Source organism: Limnothrix sp. CMB-01, assembly GCF_055193175.1.
On the sequence record NZ_CM143720.1, the window covers coordinates 560,823 to 578,351 of the forward strand.

General features: G+C 56.1%; 15 protein-coding genes and 1 tRNA gene. 11 read left to right on the forward strand and 5 right to left on the reverse strand.

What is annotated here, in order from left to right; genetic code table 11:
- Positions 1 to 201 precede the first annotated feature (201 nt).
- Entirely contained in the window at positions 202 to 1,560 is a 1,359-nt protein-coding gene (gene der, locus ACZA91_RS02325; protein WP_099533003.1) for a ribosome biogenesis GTPase Der, read from the reverse strand.
- 122 nt (positions 1,561 to 1,682) lie between these two features.
- A complete protein-coding gene (locus ACZA91_RS02330; protein WP_099533004.1) occupies positions 1,683 to 2,579 on the reverse strand; it encodes a pentapeptide repeat-containing protein in 897 nt (298 codons plus the stop codon).
- Between the two features lie 662 nt (positions 2,580 to 3,241).
- Here ACZA91_RS02330 and ACZA91_RS02335 point away from each other — a divergent pair.
- The 8 genes from ACZA91_RS02335 (at position 3,242) to ACZA91_RS02370 (ending at position 10,920) form a co-directional block, all read left to right on the forward strand.
- Positions 3,242 to 3,985: a pyridoxine 5'-phosphate synthase gene (locus ACZA91_RS02335; protein ID WP_463184497.1), complete on the forward strand. Its 744-nt coding sequence runs from the start codon at positions 3,242 to 3,244 to the stop codon at positions 3,983 to 3,985.
- Positions 3,986 to 4,115: 130 nt separating this feature from the next.
- The gene (locus ACZA91_RS02340) at positions 4,116 to 4,451 is read left to right on the forward strand and encodes an MgPME-cyclase complex family protein (protein ID WP_190353877.1); all 336 of its coding nucleotides are present in this window, start codon (positions 4,116 to 4,118) and stop codon (positions 4,449 to 4,451) included.
- A gap of 292 nt (positions 4,452 to 4,743) precedes the next feature.
- Positions 4,744 to 5,397, forward strand: coding sequence for a hypothetical protein (locus ACZA91_RS02345; protein WP_463184499.1), 654 nt, complete (start codon positions 4,744 to 4,746; stop codon positions 5,395 to 5,397).
- Between the two features lie 286 nt (positions 5,398 to 5,683).
- A complete protein-coding gene (locus ACZA91_RS02350) occupies positions 5,684 to 6,322 on the forward strand; it encodes a sigma-70 family RNA polymerase sigma factor (protein WP_099533008.1) in 639 nt (212 codons plus the stop codon).
- A complete protein-coding gene (locus ACZA91_RS02355) occupies positions 6,319 to 6,849 on the forward strand; it encodes a hypothetical protein (RefSeq protein ID WP_463184501.1) in 531 nt (176 codons plus the stop codon). The genes ACZA91_RS02350 and ACZA91_RS02355 overlap by 4 nt, the downstream gene beginning before the upstream one ends.
- A 38-nt stretch (positions 6,850 to 6,887) precedes the next feature.
- Positions 6,888 to 7,553: a Spy/CpxP family protein refolding chaperone gene (locus ACZA91_RS02360; protein WP_099533010.1), complete on the forward strand. Its 666-nt coding sequence runs from the start codon at positions 6,888 to 6,890 to the stop codon at positions 7,551 to 7,553.
- Between the two features lie 356 nt (positions 7,554 to 7,909).
- Positions 7,910 to 8,569: a YqiA/YcfP family alpha/beta fold hydrolase gene (locus tag ACZA91_RS02365; protein WP_463184503.1), complete on the forward strand. Its 660-nt coding sequence runs from the start codon at positions 7,910 to 7,912 to the stop codon at positions 8,567 to 8,569.
- Between the two features lie 59 nt (positions 8,570 to 8,628).
- A complete protein-coding gene (locus ACZA91_RS02370; RefSeq protein WP_463184504.1) occupies positions 8,629 to 10,920 on the forward strand; it encodes an ATP-dependent helicase in 2,292 nt (763 codons plus the stop codon).
- Between the two features lie 262 nt (positions 10,921 to 11,182).
- On the opposite strand, the gene ACZA91_RS02375 is transcribed toward ACZA91_RS02370, so the two are convergent.
- The gene (locus tag ACZA91_RS02375) at positions 11,183 to 11,836 is read right to left on the reverse strand and encodes a hypothetical protein (RefSeq protein ID WP_190526040.1); all 654 of its coding nucleotides are present in this window, start codon (positions 11,834 to 11,836) and stop codon (positions 11,183 to 11,185) included.
- Positions 11,837 to 12,055: 219 nt separating this feature from the next.
- Entirely contained in the window at positions 12,056 to 13,291 is a 1,236-nt protein-coding gene (locus ACZA91_RS02380; protein WP_463184506.1) for a HetZ-related protein, read from the reverse strand.
- A gap of 610 nt (positions 13,292 to 13,901) precedes the next feature.
- Here ACZA91_RS02380 and ACZA91_RS02385 point away from each other — a divergent pair.
- A tRNA-Asn gene (locus ACZA91_RS02385) sits at positions 13,902 to 13,973 on the forward strand.
- 242 nt (positions 13,974 to 14,215) lie between these two features.
- Here ACZA91_RS02385 and ACZA91_RS02390 read toward each other — a convergent pair.
- Positions 14,216 to 15,157 carry an ABC transporter ATP-binding protein gene (locus tag ACZA91_RS02390; RefSeq protein WP_463184507.1) on the reverse strand — a complete coding sequence of 314 codons (942 nt, stop codon included), beginning with the start codon at positions 15,155 to 15,157 and terminating at the stop codon, positions 14,216 to 14,218.
- A gap of 321 nt (positions 15,158 to 15,478) precedes the next feature.
- Between ACZA91_RS02390 and ACZA91_RS02395 the strand changes: the two genes are divergently transcribed.
- Entirely contained in the window at positions 15,479 to 15,622 is a 144-nt protein-coding gene (locus tag ACZA91_RS02395; RefSeq protein ID WP_099533016.1) for a hypothetical protein, read from the forward strand.
- Positions 15,623 to 15,756: 134 nt separating this feature from the next.
- Positions 15,757 to 16,515 (forward strand): phycocyanobilin:ferredoxin oxidoreductase, encoded by a 759-nt coding sequence (locus tag ACZA91_RS02400; RefSeq protein WP_242026114.1) that lies wholly within the window; start codon positions 15,757 to 15,759, stop codon positions 16,513 to 16,515.
- Positions 16,516 to 17,529 lie beyond the last annotated feature (1,014 nt).

Consider the following 17,529-nt stretch of genomic DNA (forward strand, 5'->3'; position numbering starts at 1 on the left):
CATTAGCAATCCTTCGCCATCCAACGTTTGGGCCCACCGGTCAACGGGCCCAACCAAACTCGACCCGGAACGACTGGCCCTCCTGTTCATGCCTTGGGGCATTTTTGGGGCGCTGTCCCGAGTCGGGGTTTTGCATGGCTGTACTACTGTTGTAGTGCTTCTGTTTTAGTTCCGCGATCAACGATCGCCCTCCGGATCCGTCTAAACCCTGGTTGCACGGTTTGTGGTGCGTTCTGCGTCGCGGGTCTTTTTGCCGCGCCAGAAGAATTTCACCGGAGTGCCTTCAAAGCCCAATTCTTTACGGAAATGGCCCTCAATGTAGCGGCGATAGTTGTCGTTGAACCGGTGGGGATCGTTCACAAACAGGGCGATCGCTGGCGGTTGGCTGCTGACTTGGGTTCCGTAATAGATCTTGCCCTGCTTGCCTTGGCGGGTGGTTGGCGGCGAGTGCCAACGCAGCGCATCTTCCAACACCTCATTGATTGTGGCCGTGGAAACCCGGCGACGATGTTGCTCAGCGGCGCGATCGACCAATTCCAAAATCTTCGGGACTCGCTGACCGGTCACAGCACTGGTGAAAATCATTTCCGCCCAATCTAGGAAATAGAGACGGCTACGCAATTCCCGCTCATATTCATAGATTGAGGTGGAATCCTTATCCACCGCATCCCACTTATTCACCACCAAAACACAGGCTCGCCCATCATCGGTAATCCGGCCCGCCAGGCGCTGATCTTGTTCCGTGATGCCATCCAACACATCGATCACCAACAACACCACATCCGATCGACGGATGGCCTTGAAGGCCCGATTGATGCTGAAAAATTCTGGGCCGTAGTCGATCATTTTCTTGCGGCGAATCCCGGCGGTGTCGATCAACCGGTAACGCTTGCCATTACGCTCCACCACCATGTCGATCGAGTCCCGAGTGGTTCCCGAAATGGGACTGACGATCGCCCGGTTTTCGCCCACAAAGGCATTCAACAAACTGGACTTGCCCACATTCGGCCGCCCCACGATCGCAATGTTCAGCTCCGGTTCCTCCGGCAACTGATCCACAGGCGGCAGGTAGCGAAGCGCCGCATCCAACAAATCTCCCGTACCGTTGCCGTGAATCCCCGACACCGCGAAGGGTTCACCCAATCCCAATTCCCAAAACAGACTCGCCTGAGCCAAGCCCTGATCCGGTGATTCACACTTGTTCACCGCCAGCAATACCGGCTTCGGTTGGCGACGCAACCAATCGGCAATTTCCCGATCGGCATCGGTGGGGCCTTGCTTCCCATCCACCACAAAAATCGCCACCGCCGCCTCCGACAGGGCCGCCATCGCCTGCTCGCGGATCAGGGGCAAAAACTCCGTGTCATCATCAAACACCAGCCCGCCCGTATCCACCACCAGGAAATCCCGATCGCCCCAGAATGCCGGCCGATAGGTGCGATCGCGCGTGATCCCCGGTTGGTCGAACACGATCGCTGATTGATCCCCCGCGAACCGATTCACCAGGGTCGATTTGCCCACGTTGGGCCGTCCCACGATCGCCACCACCGGAAGAGACATACGCCTCACCTACCGCTCTTTGTTCAAAACCAAATTAGCAATCATAGCGCGATTTGGAAGACGTAATTCACGATTAATTCAGGAATTCTGATAATTCAGGTAATTCAGGAATTCTTGGCCCGTCACTCGTGCTTGTGACCATCGGGCATAATCGCCGCCGCCATCAGAGCGCCCTCAAAGGAAGCTGAGTAAAGATTCGCCCGGTGTAAATTGGCTCCTTCCAAGTTGGCTCCATGGAATTTCGCTTCTCGCAAATTGGCCATGCTCAGGTTAGCCAACATCAAATTTGCCCCGGACACATCCACCTGGCTGAGGGTCACCTCCCGCAAATCTGCTTCCCGCAAAATGGCATCTCGCAGCGTTGCCATATACAAGTTGGCCCCAATGAGATTCGCCCCAATCAGGGTCGCCTCATCCAAATTGGCACTCATCAAGCTGGCCATGCAGAGGTTAGCCAAGCTGAGATTCGCCATGCGGATATTGGCGCAATATAGGTTGGCCCCCACCAAGTTGGCCAAACAGACGATCGCCAGGCTCAAATTAGCCTCCCGCAGGTTCGCCTCCCGCAGATCTGCCATGCCCAAGTTCGCTTCTCGCAAATCGCAGCGGCTGAGATCCGCCTCCCGCAGCTTAATTCCCTTCAGGTTGGCCGTGTAAAGACTAGCTTCCCGCAAATCAGCCCGACTAAAGTCCGACTCCCGCACCACACTCATGCACAGATCCGCCCGTCGCAAGGTTGCCTCGCGAAAGTCCACATGACGCATCACCGATTCCCGCAGGTTCACCCCCGATAGGTTGGCCGTGTAGAGGTTGGTTTTGCGAAGGCTGGCCCGCTGCAAATTGGCCCCTTCCAAATTCGCCATACACAAATCCGCATGGCTGAGGTCAAATTGCTGCAAGTTAACTTTGCTGAGATCGGCTTCGCGGAGGTTGGGATAGACGTTGGGGTTGGCGCGTCGCCAGCGGTTCCAAACATCTGCACCTTGCTCGATCAGCACGAGGTGCTCGGGGTTTGCCATCCTGTTGACTCCGGCTCTGAGGACGATGCAGCAAGGTGCGACAGGGAACGAGAAGGGGTTGATCGACGAAATTGAATAGATCGACGAAGAAATTGAATGGTTCTGCCCATTGGACTAAGCATATCAAGGCAATGAAGCCGTTGAAAGGCAACCCAAGGTTGCCCCCGCTTCCCATCGCCCTGTGGTGATGAAAAAGTCTTCAAAGGCTTCCGTGAGCTAGCTGGCTTGACCCGATCGCCCCGCAAATTGGCCAGGAAAGTGGCTAAATCATCCGGATGACCCTTGGGCGATCGAGCAATCAGTTTTTGAAAATAGATGCACCCCAATGCCAAATCCTCAGCTCCCAATGGGAATGGGGATTTTTTTTATGGGTTCGTTGGGTTTCTTGAAACTCGACAGGCTCAAGCTCAGCAGCCCTAGACTCGGAAGCCGTTGCATTAACCCTGAGCTTGAAAGCCCCAGACTCGGCAGGCTAAAACGCAACAGACTTGACCATTGAACCCGAGCAACCGGCAATCCGGCAATCCGTCGTAACTGCCCAATCGATCGGCAACATTCGCTACAATCATCAATCCAGATGCGTCCACTAGTCTGACCCAGTTCGTTGGTCATTCCGCTAGTTATTCATCATTTTATTCACTCACATACCGGAGACAGTCCCCTTGCTGACCCTCGGAGTCAATATTGACCACATTGCCACCATCCGCCAAGCCCGCCGCACCGTGGAGCCGGATCCGGTGGCCGCGGCTGTTTTGGCAGAATTGGGGGGTGCGGATGGGATTACGGTACACCTGCGCGAAGATCGCCGCCACATTCAAGAGCGCGATGTGCGTCTGTTGCGGCAAACGGTGCGCACCCATTTGAATCTGGAAATGGCGGCGACCGATGAAATGGTGGCGATCGCCCTGGATATCAAGCCGGATTACGTGACCCTCGTGCCTGAGCGGCGAGAAGAGGTGACCACTGAAGGCGGCCTGGACGTGGTGGGGGCGGTCGATCGGCTCGGAGATGTGGTGGAAGCCCTGCAAGATGCCCACATTCCCGTCAGCCTGTTCATTGATGCCGACAGCAAGCAAATTGAAGCCTCTGCCAAAACGGGCGCGAAATTCATTGAGCTGCACACGGGTCGCTATGCGGAAGCCCACAGCCCCGAAGAGCGGCGCAAGGAGCTGGGAATTTTGGCCCAAGGCGCTTGGCGGGCCCGGGAGGCGGGCTTGCGGGTGAATGCGGGCCACGGCTTGACCTATTGGAACACCTACGAAGTGGCCTGCATTGAGGGCATGGAAGAGCTAAACATTGGCCACACGATCGTCAGTCGGGCGGCGCTGGTGGGCATGGAGCGAGCGGTGCGCGAGATGAAGGAAATTTTGCAGCGGGCAGCGTTGGATATAAAGTTTCGTCGCTAGGGGTGCGATCGCCCAGCGATTCGATCGCCAGGCCGCTAAAATGCAAAGTCGCTAGCACTTCCGTTGATTGCGCCTGTTTTCAAAGTCCTTAAAATTTCTCTGGTAAACCTGCTACCTCTCCCCAAAACCGATGACCACCTATCACTTCTGTTTGGCTAGCCGTCATTTTCTCCTGGAAGAAGAACCCCTTGAAGAAGTGCTCAAGGAACGGACGCGCAACTATCACGAGCGGGAACAGGAAATTGATTTTTGGCTGGTGGAGCAACCGGCATTCCTGGAGGCTCCTGAGTTCAAGGAAATGAAGAAGCAATGCCCCCAACCGTCGGCGGCGATCATTTCCACCAACCCCACCTTCATCACCTGGTTGCGGTTACGGTTGGAATATGTGGCGACGGGCCAGTTTGAAGCGCCTTCTGAGTCGATTCCGGAACCGTTAAAGTCGTTGGCTCCCGTTTCGGCCAGCTAGGTTCTGCACAAGCGACTACGGTAACCAGCGCAAGGCTGAATACCCCCATTGGTCTTGGCCAGGGCTGTGCGTTGGGGAAGAGGGAGGATCCGACTGCGGATCCTCCCTTTTGGTGTTGATCGGTGATTACTGGCGTTGATCGGTGATTGCCAAATGTGACGGAATTGGTTTTTAGGTGGAAAGTCCGGTTTTTCACGATCGCTCGGGTTAGGCTTGGGAGACTGCACCCCAGATTCCATTCCTCAGAATCCAACCCTCAGAACCCAACCATCAGAATCTAACCCTCAAAACCATGTTGAAACAGCGGTTATGGTGGCCCCTGTGGCAATCCCTGGCGATCGGAACCGGCCTGGCATCGATCGCGGCCGGTGGTCTGATTCCTGCGGCCCAAGCCCAAACTCGGGAAGACTTGCCCGAGTGCGAACCGCCCCAGTCCGGTGAATTTTTGCTGTTGGTGCGCCGGGCCAGCCGGGATGTGGAAGATCGGCTTTACACGGCGTTGCCCCAAAATGTATCGGCAGAACCCTGTCGCTACGTGGGGGAAGCGGTGATGCGCTTGGAAGGGTTTCCCTCGTTGAACATTGCCAAGGCTTGGGCCGATTATGTGCGCGATCGCACGGGGTTGCAGGCTTTTGCGATCGAATCGCCCAGCGCGCGGGCGGCAGCGGCCTTTCAACCCACGGCATTGGGGAATGGCTATGCGGTGTTGGTGAATTATTTTGATGATCCGACGGTGGCTCGCGAGTTACGGGATTTTCTGAGCCGGGATGTGGGGTTGGCCAGCTATGCCGATCGCCCATATCTGTTGGCATCAAGCAGCACAGACAGCAAGGCGGCGGGTGAGTTGATGCGCCGTTTGAGTGATCGGGGATTCACGGCCATGGTGGTGGACGGTCGGCAAGTGATGTTGCTGCGCCAAGCGATCGCCCTACCGGTCGATCGATAAACGCCCCAGGAGAGTTGTTTCAAATTTTCCGCAAACACTCCTCAAAAATTCCCCAAAAACACCTCCCCAAAAATCCCGCAAAGTCCTTAACCCAACAGCATCCCAGCCCTTTCGCCCAGCCATTCAACAAACCGTTATTCAAAATCACCCCAAAAACTTTGCCCCAACGCTGAACCTTTTTCGCTAGCCCCCTGTCCAAAGGAGCAATTCAACAGCATTGCGAGCATGGAGGGGCAAACAAGCCGCCAGCAGCAGTGTTTCTAGGATTTCTAGGTTTAAGGGCTGAATGCTGGGAAAGGCTCTCTATGCTCAATTGGGTCGCTGGCAAAGGACGGCGGTTTTGGCGGTGGCCACGGACGATCGCTCGATCGTGCAACGGGCCGCTGGTGGGGACGCGCGGGCCTTCCAGCATCTCTATCGCCAACACCAAGCTCGGGTACGCGCCACGCTCTATTCCCTCTGCGATGCGGATGGTTTAGATGATTTGGTGCAGGAGGTATTCCTGCGGGTTTGGCGAGGGTTGCCGCGTTTTCGAGGGTCGGCCAGCTTTTCCACTTGGCTTTATCGAATCACTTGGAATGTGGCCAGCGATCGGCGGCGGGAGTTGGCCAAAAACCGCGCCCGCCGCTTGGAACCGACGGCGGATCCTGACTTGTCGGAACGGGCGATCGAACAGGCGATCGATCCCCGAACCCAAGACAAGTCTCCCCTCAGCCAACTGCACTACCAAGACTTGGTTCAGCGATCGCTGGCCATCTTGGGGTTCGAGGCCAGGGCCGTGTTGGTGTTGTGTGATCTCGAAGATGTTTCACAAAAGGAAGCGGCGGAAATTTTGGGAATTCCGGTGGGAACCGTCAAATCGCGGCTCTTTTACGCCCGGGCCCAAATTCGGCAGTTTTTGCAGCAACAGGGGGTGGAACTATGACCGATCGCCCATCTCACCCATCCGATGAGGCTAACGCTCAACCCCGCCCCGGTGGCAACCCCCGCCGGCCCGCCCATCCGGCTGCCGGCCCTTCCGGTCAGGAGGATGTCAAATTGGTGAACTTCTTGCGCCAACATCGCCCCAGCCCACCGCCCGCCGCCCCGGGTCTAGAGCGATCGCTGCTGTTGGAAATTGAGGCCAGCCAACTGCGGGCCGCCCGCCGCCATCGGCAATGGTGGTTAGGCAGTTTGGGGGCGATCGCGATCGGCTGTTGGGCCCTCGTCCAACAGGGCCCGGGAACTCAGGCCCCAGCCCCCAGCGTTGCGGAAGCCGATCTCGAAAGCTTCATCAACGAAACCTGGGGTATGACCCTCGCGCCCAGCAACGTCACCACCCAAACGGCCAGCACCGATGACTCGCTGCCCTGGAGTTTTGACCCCCACACCTGGGAAACGGAGCCGACCAAGCTGGTGAATCGATCGCTCTCAGCCATGGCGCTTCCCGATCAATGGACACCTTACCTCTAGCCCCTGATTAATCAGCATCTCTCAGGAGTTCGTCAATTATGAAATTTTGGAACTTGAATCGCCTTCAGATCACCCTCATGGCCATGGCCGCCGTCGCCACCGTGGGAACTGCGGCCCTGGTGCCGCTGGCCAACGCCCAAGCGGGGCCCGATGATGATTGGATGTCGCAAATGGACGATCGCCCCGGCCCGGGCGGCCCCGGCGGCCCAGACGGTGGCCCTCCCGGTGGTCAACGGGGCGGTCGGGGTGGCCCCGGCGGCATGTTGCGCGACCTGAACTTGACCGCCGAACAAACCCAAAAACTCGATCAAGTGCGCGAACAATTCCGCAGCCGCATGGATCAACAAAGAACCGCGATCGACACCGTTCGCCAAGAGATGGGCCGCCTGATGGCCGGCAGCGCCAGCGCCGACCAACTGCGCCAACAGCACAACCGCTTGCAGGCGGAAATGCAAAAAATGGGTGATTTGCGCTTTGAAAGCATGTTGGCCATGCGGGAAATTTTGACCCCGGCCCAGCGGCAACAATTGGCTCAACGGATGCAGGAGCGCGGGCCCGGCCGGCGACATGGCGGCCCCGACGGCCAGGGTGGGCCCGGCGGTCGAGATCGGCAAGGGCAACCTAATAATCAAGGTGGCCAGGGCTGGAATCGGCAAGGACAACCCAATAACCAAGGGCAGCCTAATAACCAACGGCCACAATAGAGCCGCAATGGGTTGGTGCTCTCCAATTAATTCCTCAAAGCAATTTTTCTAGGGAAATGACTAGAGAAATGACTAGGGAAATTGCTAGGAATTGCTCAGAGAGTTTCCCAAAGTTTTTTTGGTCATTTTCCCAGCACCAGCCAACTTCCCAGCACCAGCCAACGCTGCAACCCAATAGCCGTGTAGGATCGCCTGTCCTGCGCGGTTTTCTGCTGAGGATTTTCTGCTGCGAATCTATTAAAAATTTGGTGAACATTTGACCAATCAGGGCGATCGCAATGTTGGGATCGTAACTGTGGTGATCACGGCGATCATGCTGCCCGTTTGCTGTTTTTCCTTGGCTTGGATCCAGCTCTATGCGCTATCTCTACCTGCACGGTTTTGCTTCGGGCCCCGGTTCATTCAAGGCCAGGGCTTTGACCGATCGATTCCAACAACATCAAATCGCCCTTGAAATTCCCGACTTTAATGAGGGGGGATTCACCGGGCTGACCCTCAGCCGCCAAATTCAGCAAGCGCAAGCCCTGATTAACCAAACGCCGGAGGAACCGATCGGGCTGATTGGTTCGAGCTTTGGTGGCTTGACGGCCCTGTGGCTGGCGGAACAATGCCCCCAGGTGCAACGGTTGGGGCTGTTGGCTCCGGCCTTGGGATTTCCCCAAAGTTGGCACGATCGCCTGTCGCCGGATCAGTTAGATCAATGGCAAAGGAGCGGCCAGTTGATGGTTTATCACTACACGGCGGGGAAAGAGCTGCCCTTGGGGTTGGGCTTTTGGGAAGATGCCCAGCGCTATGATCAGTCCAAGCTTCAGCGGGTGTTGCCAACGGTGATTTTGCATGGGCGGGCCGATCGCACGGTGTCGATCGAGCTGAGTCAGCAGTGGGCAGCGAGCCATCCTTGGGTGGAGTTGATCGAACTGGAAACGGATCACGGCATGGGCGACGCGATCGAGCCAATTTGGCAAACGATCGAGCGATTTTTTCAGCTCCTCAACCCTCCCCAAGCACTCCATTAGTTTTGGGCCGAATAGTTTTGGGCCAAATCATTGCGGAAATCACGAGCAAGATAGCCAGCATGGTCATCACCAGCAGTCGAGACGAGATCGCTTGGCAACGGTTACGGGATGGTTTGCGGCCGGGCCAGCGGGAAATTGCTGACTGGGCGGGCGGGCCCTTGGCGGTTTCGGCTGTGCCGGGCGCGGGCAAGTCCACGGGCATGGCCCGAGCAGCAGCCCTAACGATCGCCCGGTTCCAGTTGGACGCGCGCCGCCAATTGGCCGTGGTGACCTTTACCCGATCGGCCGCGGCCCACCTGAAGGCCAAAATTCGCGAATCCCTGCAAATATTGGGCCTCCCGCGCCAGGGATTTACGGTGCAAACCCTTCATGGGCTGGCCTTGCAAATTGCCGGACGCAATCCGGAGCTGTCGGGCATGGAGCGCGATCGCACCCTGGTGTCTCCCGATCGCCAGCACCGACTGATCGCCAATGCCGTGGATGATTGGATTACCCAAAACCCATCTCTTTACGGGCTGTTGCTGGAGGGGTTGGAATTTGACGGGGAAGAGGCGGAACGGTTGCGGCGACTGTCCGTGTTGCGAACGGATTTGTTGCCGGAGTTGATGCTAACGGTGGTGCGCGAGGCCAAAAGCTCGGGTCTGAAACCCGCAGATTTGCAGCACATGGGCCAAGCACCGGAGCTGGCCGCCGATCGCTACCCGGGTTTGGCGATCGCGGCGGGTCTCTACGAAGCCTATGAAGCCCAACTGCAACGGCGCAATGCGATCGACTATGACGACATGATTTTGGCGGCTTTGCGGGTTTTGGCGGATCCGGAGGCGGCTAGCCTCTGGCGATCGCGCATCTTTGCGGTGTTTGAGGATGAAGCACAGGATTCCTCGCCCCTGCAAGCGCGGCTGTTGGAACAATTGGCGATCGACCCGGCCACGAATGCGGTGAACTTGGTGCGGGTGGGCGATCCCAATCAGGCGATTAACTCCTCCTTCACGCCGGCCGACCCGGTATTCTTTTGGCGGTTTTGCGAAGCCTGTCGATCGCAGGGACGGTTTGCCCAAATGGATCGATCGGGACGCAGCAGCCTGATCATTCTGGAAGCGGCCAACGTCCTGGTGCAGTGGACGAACGATCGGGAATTTCCCCGCCTCACCCAACAGATTGGCACTCGATCGGCCCTGCCACCCTTTGAGTTGCAATGCATTCAACCAGCAGAACCCAACGACCCCCAGCCGAACGCCAACCCAACGCCGCTCGGATTGGGGCTGGAGTTGGTGCGGCCCGCCGATATTCACCAATCGATCGCCCAAATTGGCCAACGGGCGATCGACCTGTGGGCCAAGGCCCCCGATCTCAGCTTGGCGGTTTTGGTGCGCACCAATGATCAGGGGCGCTGGGTGGCCAAATCCTTGGGTGATCGATTTGGCGATCGGCTCAATCTTTACGAAGTGGGAGCCAGCGATCGCCAATCCCACGTGCCCGGGGAAATGTTGACCCTGTTGCAATTTCTCGATCGGCCCCACTCACCCCAATACCTGAAGGCCCTGCTGCGGGTTTTGGTCGATCGACAACGAATCCCCACCCAAGACCTGGACAGCCTGGCCGCCCAGCCCGAACAGTTTCTCTATCCGGGGCCATTGGATCCACCCTTGGCAGAACCGGCCCGCCAGGCCCGGCGCATTTGTGCTGGCATTTTGGCCGCCCGGCTGCATTTGCCCCACTATGCCCTCCTGTCCTTTTTGGCCATGACCTTGGGCTACGATCGCGCCGAGCTGGCCACCACCGACAAATTGATCGAAACCCTCGTGCAGCGCGATCGGGGTGACCAACGGCTAGAAACCACCCTGAACAACCTCGCGGAAATTGTCAGTAACGAAACCTTCGCCCCCGTCGAAGCCGAGGAGTTGCCCGAGTCCCCCTACACCCGCCCCGGCCAGCTCACCATCATCACCGCCCACAAAGCCAAGGGCCTCGACTGGGATGGGGTCTTTTTGCCCTTCCTCCACAGCGACTATTTCAGCACCGAAGCGCGGGTACCTTTGCAAATGGAGTTTTTGGGGGCATTTAACTTGGGCGACTGTTTACGGGCCCAAATTCGCGATCGGGTGCATGGAGCCGCCAAACTTCCCCCGATCGCGATCGCCACCCACCAAGCTCGTTGGTTAAAAGTGGCCGAAGAATATCGCCTACTTTACGTGGCCATGACCCGGGCGAAGCGACTGCTGTGGATGGCGGCCGAACAACAAGCTCCCTTCACCTGGAACAAGCCCGAAAACCTCACCACCAAAACGCCCTGCCCTGCATTTTTGGCTTTAGAGACAGATTTTCCCGAATGCAAGCGATCGGCTCCCTAGCTCAACCGCAACCAATAACCGCAATCAACAACCGCAACCAATAACCGCAACCAGCAATAGAAAAGGGACTGGCCGAAACCAATCCCTTTTCCAAAAACCCTTTTCAGAGTTGTTTGCCAGAGCACTTTGCAGCAGCAAATCTAGAGAGTCTTGAGACCGGATCTAAACTCCGCTGCTTCACTCCGCTGATTTAGACTCCGCCAGCATTGATCACGATTCGGCGTTGAAACCGAATGCAGCAACCAGAGCAGGAGGGGCTAATTTACCACAGACCTTGAATCGGGCCCGAGGGAACCATCGGCGCAGAAGGAGCCACGAACGGACGTTGCTCAACCACCACGTCACGGCACTGACGATCCATGCTCACGGGGGTAGCGCGGCCGATGAACTGACGGCACACGGCCTTGCCGGAAGCATTCAGCACAATATCGCGCGACAGCTCTTGGCCGTCCTTGTTGTAGATGAACACTTCGTTACCGGTCAGGTCACGAATCAACACCGGGCCAGCCTTCATGCACTCTTGCACTTCGCGCGACCAAGCTTGGAAACGCGAGTTGCAGATGCCCCGGTGAATATCGAGGTCTTCGAAGGTAATTTTGTTGTCGCTGTTGCAATCACCAAATTGGTGAATCTTGTAGCGATCGGTGATCGGGGTGCTGGTGGTGATGCTGCTCTCTTTCTTCATCGAGAGGTCGATCGGGAACTCAAAGCTCTTGCGCAGAGCTGCACCGGTCGGATCGGTCACCACGCGCAGGCGAGGGCCATCGTAGTAGGTTCCATAGACCACCTCTTGAGCAAGGCTTTGCTCGTGGTAGTCAACTTTGATGTGGGGGTTCAACGCAGGCGCAGCTTGGGCCACCGTAGGCACGCTAGCCGCCACCAGGGAAACCAAGCCCCAAAATGCTTTCGATTTCATAGGTGCTGTGGGTCTTTCTCGTCGGTTGGAAACGAGCATACCGCTTTGGCGGCAGCCCGCAGGGTCGGTGGTGCGGAGCTTCCAATTACTCTAACAGATTGCCTGAAGTTGACCAGCCAACAAAAACGGCAGGCGCGGGGCCTGCCGTTGAATTTCGTCGTTACCGAAGGGGCTGAATTCCTGAGCGATCGGCCCCTAAGGGGGAAATGGGTCGATCGCCTAGGCCTCTTGCAGCAGCGTTACTTCACCGTTGCGCACTTGCCAAGCAAAGGTCAGCAGCTTGAACCAGCGTTTTTGCACCTGTTTGGGGGTGCAGCCGATCGCCTTGCCAATGGTTTTTTCGTCTTTTTGAGCTTGCTTCAGTTGCACTAGTTGCTGTTGCTCGGGGGTCAGTTCCTCCCAAAACAATGTCCACAGCGCACCGGACATCCCTAGGCGATCGTCCACATCGGCTCCGAGCCACTGGTGAACCAATTCCCAGTTGTGCATCCGGGAAAAGCGCTCCACATGATACTTAAACCGTTGTTGCAAATAGTCCCGCTGGCGAGGGCTGAGACCCAACACTTCGTCAATTTCCGGGGCAGACAGGTCTTGCATTTTCAGGGCCAGGTAGTCCACGCAGTCGTGGTGACCTTGGTTGCGCAAATAGTCCACCAGTTCGTTCAAGATTCGATCGCGCAGGACAGCTTCCGCCGGGTCGATCGCCTCCGAAACCATCTGCTCTCGCACTTGCTGCACAGCGCTGCTGCGGGCATATTGTTCAGCCTCTTCGCCTTTGCCCCCTTCCACGGCCAATTCCATGTCGATCGCCACTTCCGGCGGTTGGCGACGAGCAAAGCTTTTCGCCCGCAGCACGATCAATTGTTGGTTGCGGCAACCGGGCAGGGAAATGCGGCGCTTGGCATATTGCTCCGCGAAGGAGAGATATTCAGCCAACTCCAGCCGGGTGCGCGGTTGGTAGGTCTCAGGCAAGTCGTTTTCCCGCCGAAAAGCCCGCAGGGATTCGATGTAAAACGCTTGCATGAAATCTTCAATCAGAGTGTAGCGAGCCTGGAAGCTCAGTTCCGCTTGGGCCGGAGCAATGTAGCGATAGACCATGGCGCTGAGGGTGCTGTGCAGTTCCACTCGGCCACGCTCGGAGCCACGCTTATAGTAAGCCAGGCATTTTTGCAGCCGGTGACGAGCCAAGGACAGGGCCCAATCGTCCACTTGACCGGAAGCTTGGATGCGATCGCTCTTTTGGCAAACACGGCTGACTTCGTTCAGGATGCGCTCAACTGTGGCGATCGCGCGGGTGGGCATTTGTCCCACCGAATTCACCACTTCATCCAACAACATCTGTACTTGGGCGCTGGCATCGGCGGGGGCTGGCACAAGGCTGAGGGCAACGGTCGCGGCGGGAACGGGGCTGGAAGGGCGGCGGACTTGGGGGGCGGTGGCCAGTTGAGCGTTCACGATTCTTACCTCAGGATGCACAACACAACGGTGACGACGAAGGTTGTCGGGGAAGCGCTTGGGAGGTGCGTTTCTCTTGACAGCTTCACTCTACGGAGCTAGCCCCATTGCCGATCGCGCGTCTGTGTCACTGGCTCGATCGCAATCGGCCCCCTGTTTCGGGGCGATCGACCATCGCAGACACCTAAAACGCCCAAGAGCAGACGGGATAAAGCTTGTGGCGATCTGTTTCCGAGACTATCCAGCTTGGCAACCGCCCCTGAAACCGTCGCTTTCCTCAGCCAGTTGACCAACCGGATCGAAGCAGCGCATTTTTGAGGATGGGGTTGCGGATTTGCCGGGTTGCACAATCCTCCCTGCCAATGTTTCGGGCAAGGGGGCGAGGATCCGGATCTGCGCCGCCGAATCCTGGAGTATTCAAGCCAAGAGCCGCTCGATCGCCGTGGTTCAAAGCGTTGTGCGCTCGGAGGATGCCGGAATCGTCAAAAATTCCCCGAAGTTTTCCGACCGCCTCGCAGACCCCAAACAGCAGCGTTCAAAATTTCTTGAGCAATTTGCTTGACAAACCCTAGCGGCGGCGATTATCTTAGTTTCCGCGTTGGACGCGCATTCCTCAGTAGCTCAGCGGTAGAGCGGTCGACTGTTAATCGATTGGTCACAGGTTCGAATCCTGTCTGGGGAGTTTCTAAAATTTCGAGCGCCGTAGGGGTTGGGTCTCCCAACCCTGACTTGGGTGATCGCCAAAACCCTATCCACCCCTGGGAACGCCCAAGGATCACGGGAACTGGGCGGGGAGACCCCGGAACTGGGCGGGGAGACCCCGCCCCTACGATTGATTGGTTTGAAGAACGAGATCATCAGGGTTTCAGGCGACTTGATGACAGGCCCTACGCCCCTTGCCCCGAGGCCCAGCAACCGCAACGGCTAACTGGGGCGAACCTGTCGATTGCGGATCAGGTTCATGAAAAAATCCTCCAGGGAAGGGCGCTGAAGGTTCAGGCTCAGCACTTGGGCTTGGGCCTGGTCGATCGCCCGCAGAAACTCAGCCGGATCGCCCTTCAGCAAACCGCGCCAGTGATCGCCCTGAAAATCCGCCTCCGTCAGCCACGACGCGATCGCCTCCGGTGTCCCCCCTCGGCCCACAACACGATAGGTACTGCTGGGGCCCAGTAGTTCATCCAGAGATCCCACACAGAGCAACTCCCCCTGAGCCAAGATAGCCACCCGATCGCACACTTGCTCCACATCGGAGAGGATGTGACTATTGAAAAAAATCGTTTTGCCGCGCTCCTTCAGAGTCAGCACAATTTCTCGAAACTGATGCCGCCCGATCGGGTCAAGGCCCGACATTGGCTCATCCAGAAAAATCACCTCCGGATCATTGATCAGCGCTTGGGCCATGCCCACCCGCTGCAACATGCCTTTGGAATATTGCTTCATCAGTTTTTTGCGGGCCGCCGTTTCGGACAGTTGCACCCAATCAAGCAGTTCCACGATGCGCTTTTGGGCAACGGCACGCGGAATTTGAAACAGGGCCGCCGCCTGCTCCAAATATTCCCAACCGGTGAGGTGGTCATAGAAATAGGCATTTTCCGGCAAATAGCCCACCCGCTGCTTCACGGCTCGATCGCCCAAGGGCCGCCCCAGCACCGTGCCGCTCCCGGCCGTTGGGTTAGCAATTCCCAGCAGAATTTTGAGCAGGGTGGTTTTGCCCGCCCCGTTGGGCCCCAACAGGCCAAAGGTCTCGCCCGATCGCACCGCCAAGGACACGCCCCGCAACGTGGTGACCAATTGATTGAGCCAAAAACCAGTGCGGTAGGTTTTGCGAATGTTGTGGGCTTCAACAATCCAGGATTCCAGTTCCATAGCAACGCAGCAAGGTTAATGCAGCAAGGTCGGTACAGCAAGATCAATCCAACACAGGTCGATCAAAACGGGATGCATCCAGATCCAGCCAATGCACCAATTTTGTCGCAATCCCCATTGTGCTGTTCATGAACCCTGTGGATGTGGGTTTTGCATTGGGTTGGCAGACGATCGCCCTTGGCCCGGCGAGCCTTAGACTGAAGAATACACAAGGCCCCTGTTGGGCCCATGATTCGGGACACTGAGACTTTCAGCACCCCAGCCAACTCGGTCAATTCCGAAAATACCGCGAAAACACCCTAAACCTTGCGAGGAACCCCCATGACCCGATCGAAGTGGGTAGCCATTGCCACTGGCGCAATTTCGTTGCTGTTGGGGGCAATTTATCTGATTGTGGTGCAGATCTTAGACAGCCGAGAAATGGTTCCAGCGCCCATTTTGGAATGGTTGCCTATGGGGTTTTAGGGCGCTTTATTCATCCAAACTTCAGTCATCCCAAGCTCAATCACTCAAAATTCAGTCATCCAAATTTCAGTCATCCCAAGCTCAATCATTCAAAGTTCAGTTCATTCAAATCATTCAAAAATTCAACAATCATCATGACTTCTGAAATGTCTTTAGAAGCGCCTATCAAGCCAGGTTCCTTGCGCGATCGACTGCATCCCACCATTACCGCCGTTGCCAACGCGATCGAGCAAATTTGGCAATCGGAATTGACCCTGGAACCCTACCAGATGCCCGAGGATTTGGGGTATGTGGAAGGAACCCTAGAAGGCGAAAAGTTAATTATTGAAAATCGCTGCTACCAAACTCGCGAATTTCGCAAAATTCACCTGGAATTGGCGCAAGTGGGCAGCGCTTTGGATATTTTGCATTGTGTCATGTTCCCTCGATCGACCTTTGCTCTGCCCATGTTTGGATCTGATTTGGTGGCTGGACGGGGGCAACTGAGTATGGCGATCGCGGACTTGTCACCCGTAATGGACGATCGCGCCTTGCCCAGCCCCTATGACCAAGCCCTCAGCGCCTTGCCGGAATTGGTTTTCAGTCAAGAACGAACATTCCCCAGTTGGGGCACTATTTTTTCCGCTCACTGCTTGTTTGTGCGGCCCGAAAATGCCCAGGAAGAAGCACAAATTGTGACCCGCATTGGTGATTTTTTGCGGCTGCATTGTCAACAGGCGATCGCCCTTTCTCCCACAGAAGATGCCGCTGAAATTGCCGCCATTGAAATGGGTCAGCGGCGCTATTGCCAACAACAACTGCAAAACGATAAAACCCGCCGCGTGTTGGAAAAAGCCTTTGGAGCCGATTGGGCCGATCGCTACATGACCACTGTTCTTTTTGATGTTGTATAGGACGTGATATAGCCTGCGATCGGCTAAATATTGGCTGAAGTAGGCGCAGGTTTGCCCAACCTAGACTGAACTCGCTGAAATGGACTTGCTGAAATGGATGTTTCGTGAACCCATCTTTCAGCCCAAAGTTGAGCGAATGGCCCGAAAGTCATTCCCTTGAACCCATCTTCACCCTGTGCCCAGTTGCCCCCAGCATCTGGGTTCAGTTGTTTGGGGCGATCGCCTGATTCGTCAACGGGCCGGAAGCTAACCCAAAAGCTTCCCAGGAGCATGGGCTGAAGGGCAATACCAGAGGAACCCGCGCGATCGAACCAGCACCCCAACGGATTCTGGCCAGGTTGCCGGATCGGCGGGGATCAATTGGTAAAAGTAAGCGATTCATCATAGCTATCCCCTAGATGCCTCGATGAATGACTTCCATGGCTTGCTCTTTTAGGGGCCTTGAACCGGGGCTTATTTTCTGTCTATGCCTTAGATCAATGTGCCAACATCAGCTTCTTTTCGATCACGGTTTTCTAGTCAAAAAAGACCGCTATTTATTGAAATTGAATCGTTTTCCCTGAAAACTTTCTGAAATTTCACCCAACTTAGATCGAGTCCACAGGGGAAAGTCCCAATTTGCAGCTCGTCTTAGACCAATTCAATTCACTTCTTGAGATTTTCTTCATAAAACCGATGAATACGTCTACTTTTGCATGTTTTTAAAGAAAACTTATAAAATTTTAGGGGATCAGAGCTTTCTCAAGAGTTTTTACATTTTTTTAAATTTCCATACAGGTTGTGACAATCTTCGCCACAATACAATCAGCGTTCATTGCTTTAAATTTGCGAAAAATCTCACAACCAACCATTGGCCAAGCTTCAATCTAGCTTTCTCAATCGATTTATAGGAGGATAGTTTTATATTCAAAGCCGTTACATTCAAAGCAGCACTGAGAAATGATGAGTCGAGAACCACCAACCTTGGTTAACTCGGTAATCCTTCCCATTTTCAATCCGCTCATCCTTTAACCC